Genomic DNA, 3,977 nt, shown 5'->3' with positions numbered 1-3,977 from the left:
GCTGTTTTACGGCATGAATTAATAGTAAATGCATTTGCACCGCGATTAATTACATTGTTTTTTAGCTCATATATTGCGTTAGATTTAGCGCGTTCATCACTAATAGTTCCTTTAACATTTCGGTCGTGACTCATGCAACTTTGACCTTCAACTCGTCCTAAAAGAGTAGCGCCACTTTCGTGTGCTTCTTGATCGCTATAAAACTGTTGAAGGTCTCCTCTTGCCACATGTTCACCAACTTTTTGAGATAAAACATCTTTATCTATGTTGGTATGAAAGGTTATGCCAGACGAGCATCCAGCTAGCGCAGAGAGTATGCTTATTGTGGCGATAATACGCATCATAGTAATTAGTCCTTTAGTAATGAGTTTCCAATTTCGTAATCAAATTACTAACAAAAACAGAGTTGTGCAACATTTGTTCTCAAGTTAATTGTAAGATTTAGTAAGTGATTCGACCTCTAAAACCATTTTATCTGGTAGTATACTCAGGTTATAAGCAGTTTAAGCAGTGAACAACTATGTTAAGTCCTTTTTACCAGCAACATGCTGATCATATCTCAATCTCACGTGAGCAAGGCTGTCGCTTTGCAAAGTGTGTGGCTGATGATTACAACCCACTACACGACAAAGACGCCAAAAAGTTTTGCGTGCCAGGCGATTTGCTTTTTGCACTGGTGCTAAATCGCTATGGCATCAGCGAAAAAATGGAATTTACTTTTGCCGGCATGGTTGATGAAAATACCAAGCTACACTTCCCTGAGGGGGGAAATGAGTTTGACATTACCAGCGGTGAAAAGGTTATGCTTAGAGTTAAGCGAGAAGGTGAAAATAGCCAATGCCAAAGCTTAACTGATAACCTAATTAAAAATTACGTTGAGTTTTCAGGCACTACCTTCCCGCATGTCATTATTCCATTAATGGGTAAGCAAGAGGTGATGATAAACCCTGCTCGTCCGATGGTTATTTACGAATCAATGCTTATCAATCTTGATAACCTTGATATAAAAGCGCCAACACTTGAATTTGCAGAGCCTGACTTTGAGCAGACCGGTAAGCGCGGAAAAATCACTTTACGGTTTAATTTGCTCGAAAATGGCGTAAAAGTCGGTAGTGGCGAAAAGCACATGTTGGTATCGGGCATTCGTGAATACTGTCAAGAAACGGTTGATGATCTGATTACCTTTTATAACCAGCGTAAAGAAATACTTAAGCCTGCGTAAATTTTAAAGGGCTGTAATTTAAATTAAAAGGTGCATTTTAGCGCCTTTTTTGTTGCCTGTTTTGCGCGTACAATAATGCTATTATCTGTTATTCAAGCTGAAACTATGTCTGCTGCAACTTTTTCTGATCTCCATCTTAATGCTTTATTGCTTAAATCACTTGAGCAAAATCAGTATCTAACCCCAACCGCGATTCAACTGCAAACTATTCCATTAATTCTAGCAGGTCATGATGTAATGGGTAGTGCGCAAACGGGGACTGGAAAAACAGCGGCATTTGTACTTCCCCTTTTACATAAGTTACTGACAACGAATAAAAAAGATGAAGATGGTATTGCGCGAGTGCTTATTTTAACGCCCACCCGAGAGCTTGCTCAGCAAGTGTTTGCAAGCTTTGAAAAATACGCACAAGGCAGTGATATTAAAGGTGCGCTGGCTTACGGCGGCGCAAGTATTGGGCCACAAGTAAAAGCGATGAAAGATGCGCAAGTTGTAGTCGCAACCCCAGGGCGATTACTCGATCATATTATTAAAGGCAGTATTACCTTAGCCAGTGTTGACTCGTTAGTGTTTGACGAAGCCGACCGAATGCTTGATATGGGCTTTATTGATGAGATAAAACGTATCTTGCGCCATGTTCCCCGTGAGCGCCAAACGTTGCTATTTTCAGCCACCTTTGATGACAGTATATTTGAACTTAGTAAAACACTTCTTAAAGACCCAAAACTAGTTGAGGTTGATAAACGTAACTCCGCAGCAGTAGAAGTCGAACAAGTGATTTATGCGGTTGATGAAGATCGCAAACGCGAGCTTGTTTCGCACATGATTGGCATGAAAAACTGGCGCCAAGTGCTTATTTTTACCCGTACTAAACAAATGGCCGATAAGTTGGCTAAAGAAATGTGTAAAGACGGTTTAAAAACCGAGTCCATTCATGGTGATAAATCTCAAGGTGCGCGCGACAGAGCACTACAAAACTTTAAAGATGGCACCACACGTGTATTAGTTGCAACCGATGTAGCTGCACGTGGTTTAGATATTGTGTCATTAAAGTATGTGATTAACTTTGAGCTACCATATATAGCAGAAGACTACGTACACCGTATCGGCCGAACAGGACGTGCTGGCGAGCAAGGTTTAGCTATGTCATTAGTTAGTTTAGATGAACAATGGCTACTAGAAGAAATAGAAGGGCTATTGGATACCCGTTTAACGCCGCAATGGTTAGAAGGTTACGAGCCTGATTTAAATAAAAAACCAAAAGATAATCGTAAAAATACTAATAAATCACGAAAAGAGCGCGATAAAAAACGAATTACAGGTCAAAGAGCACCAAGTAGACGCCGGAAATAATAGCTTTTTTTTTCGCTTTTTTGGCTATACTTAAGGTAATAAGTAGCTGAGGTAAAGTTATGTTTGAAACGGATAAATGGGCATTTACTGGTATTGATGGCCAAATATCTTTGCATAAATGGCAAAAAATAATCGACCTCATTACGGGGCTGTTTTCGGCTCCGTCTGGTTATATAGTTCAGGTAACTAGTAAAGGCTATCGCGTCGTTATAAGAAGTAACGAAGGCGGCTCTAATTTTGAAACTAATCCAATACTTCCTCCGCAAACGCCCCTCTTTTGTAAACATGTAGCTGAAAACAACAATATTTTATATGTTAACGATGCTTGCAATAACGAGCAATGGAAAACTATGCCTGAGGTTATTGAAGGTGGAGTTCAATCCTACCTAGGTTTACCCATTCATTGGCCTGAAGGTGATGTGTTTGGCACGCTATGCCTAAAAGACACAAAACAAACCAGATATACAGATGAATACTTTGAGCTAATAGAGCAGCTTCGTGACTTGATTGAAGATGATTTAGCGCTTGTTTATAGTTATGAGCAAATGCGCGAAATAGCCATGCTAGACTCATTAACAGCTATTTATAATCGCCGAGCACTTAACTTATTAGCTCAGCAAAAACTTAATTTAGCACTGCGTTTGGGTTTTGACGTGTGTTGTTTGTTTATTGATATAAACGACTTTAAAAAACTAAACGACACCTACGGACATGAAACTGGAGATAAAGCGCTAATTATATTGGCCGATACGCTAAAAACACACTTAAGAGATGCCGATATAGTAGGGCGTTTAGGTGGCGATGAGTTTGTTGCAGTAATGCAAGTGAGCGATAAAAGTAAAATTAGCTACATCATGAATAAAATATCCTCGGAGTATTCAAAAGCCCTATTCAAAGAAGATGTTTGCGATTTATCACTGAGTATTGGTTACAGTTTTACTAATAAACAAAAGCAGCCTTTTGAAGCGCTATTAAATGATGCAGACCACGCCATGTATAAAAATAAACAAGCGTATAAGCTCGCTTTAAAAGTACACTAATAAAATAGTTTAAGATTGAACTAGCTAGCTTGAGGTTTATTGTGCTTACTGAAAAATCAGAACGATATTATTTATCAATTGATATGCGAGCTGACATTGGGAGCGTATTTTAATCTGATATATGAAAGTTAAAATATAAAAAAGACCTTAATACTGGAGTTATCGATAATTAATTCAAAACCCATAGCTGATCATATTTTAATCGTCTGATTTAAATTCCCTTAAAAGAAGTTTCTTATGGTTTAGAGCATACTTATTTCGCAGGTACAGGTTTAAATTAAGTAATTTTTTTAGCAAAAAAAAGCAAGCCATAAGGCTTGCCAAGAAGGGGCGGAATTAGTTTAAGCTATTAGCTTTTCGGC

General features: G+C 38.6%; 4 protein-coding genes. 3 read left to right on the top strand and 1 reads right to left on the bottom strand.

Features of this window, described 5'->3' with window-relative positions; all coding sequences use genetic code 11:
- The coding region (locus tag ACT3RM_RS17110) for a hypothetical protein (RefSeq protein ID WP_441995366.1) at nt 1-344 on the bottom strand (344 nt) is incomplete at its 3' end.
- A 176-nt stretch (nt 345-520) separates the two neighbouring features.
- Between ACT3RM_RS17110 and ACT3RM_RS17105 the strand changes: the two genes are divergently transcribed.
- The 3 genes from ACT3RM_RS17105 (at nt 521) to ACT3RM_RS17095 (ending at nt 3,615) form a co-directional block, all read left to right on the top strand.
- On the top strand, nt 521-1,222 hold the full coding sequence (locus ACT3RM_RS17105; RefSeq protein WP_441995364.1) for a DUF3581 family protein: 702 nt from the start codon (nt 521-523) through the stop codon (nt 1,220-1,222).
- A gap of 105 nt (nt 1,223-1,327) precedes the next feature.
- Complete coding sequence (locus tag ACT3RM_RS17100; RefSeq protein ID WP_441992730.1) at nt 1,328-2,575, top strand: DEAD/DEAH box helicase; 1,248 nt, start codon at nt 1,328-1,330, stop codon at nt 2,573-2,575.
- A 59-nt stretch (nt 2,576-2,634) separates the two neighbouring features.
- A complete protein-coding gene (locus ACT3RM_RS17095) occupies nt 2,635-3,615 on the top strand; it encodes a sensor domain-containing diguanylate cyclase (RefSeq protein ID WP_441992731.1) in 981 nt (326 codons plus the stop codon).
- Nucleotides 3,616-3,977: the final 362 nt, after the last annotated feature.

It is taken from the genome of Pseudoalteromonas sp. AOP7-A1-14 (assembly GCF_052376275.1).
Classification (GTDB): domain Bacteria; phylum Pseudomonadota; class Gammaproteobacteria; order Enterobacterales; family Alteromonadaceae; genus Pseudoalteromonas.
The sequence above is the reverse complement of the archived record's forward strand: the minus strand, read 5'-3'. Positions and strand labels throughout refer to the sequence as shown.

What these genes read in the sequence shown, in the direction of transcription:
- ACT3RM_RS17105 (WP_441995364.1), top strand. Translation starts at nt 521, where the DNA reads ATGTTAAGTCCTTTTTACCAGCAACATGCTGATCATATCTCAATCTCA.
- ACT3RM_RS17100 (WP_441992730.1), top strand. Translation starts at nt 1,328, where the DNA reads ATGTCTGCTGCAACTTTTTCTGATCTCCATCTTAATGCTTTATTGCTT.
- ACT3RM_RS17095 (WP_441992731.1), top strand. Translation starts at nt 2,635, where the DNA reads ATGTTTGAAACGGATAAATGGGCATTTACTGGTATTGATGGCCAAATA.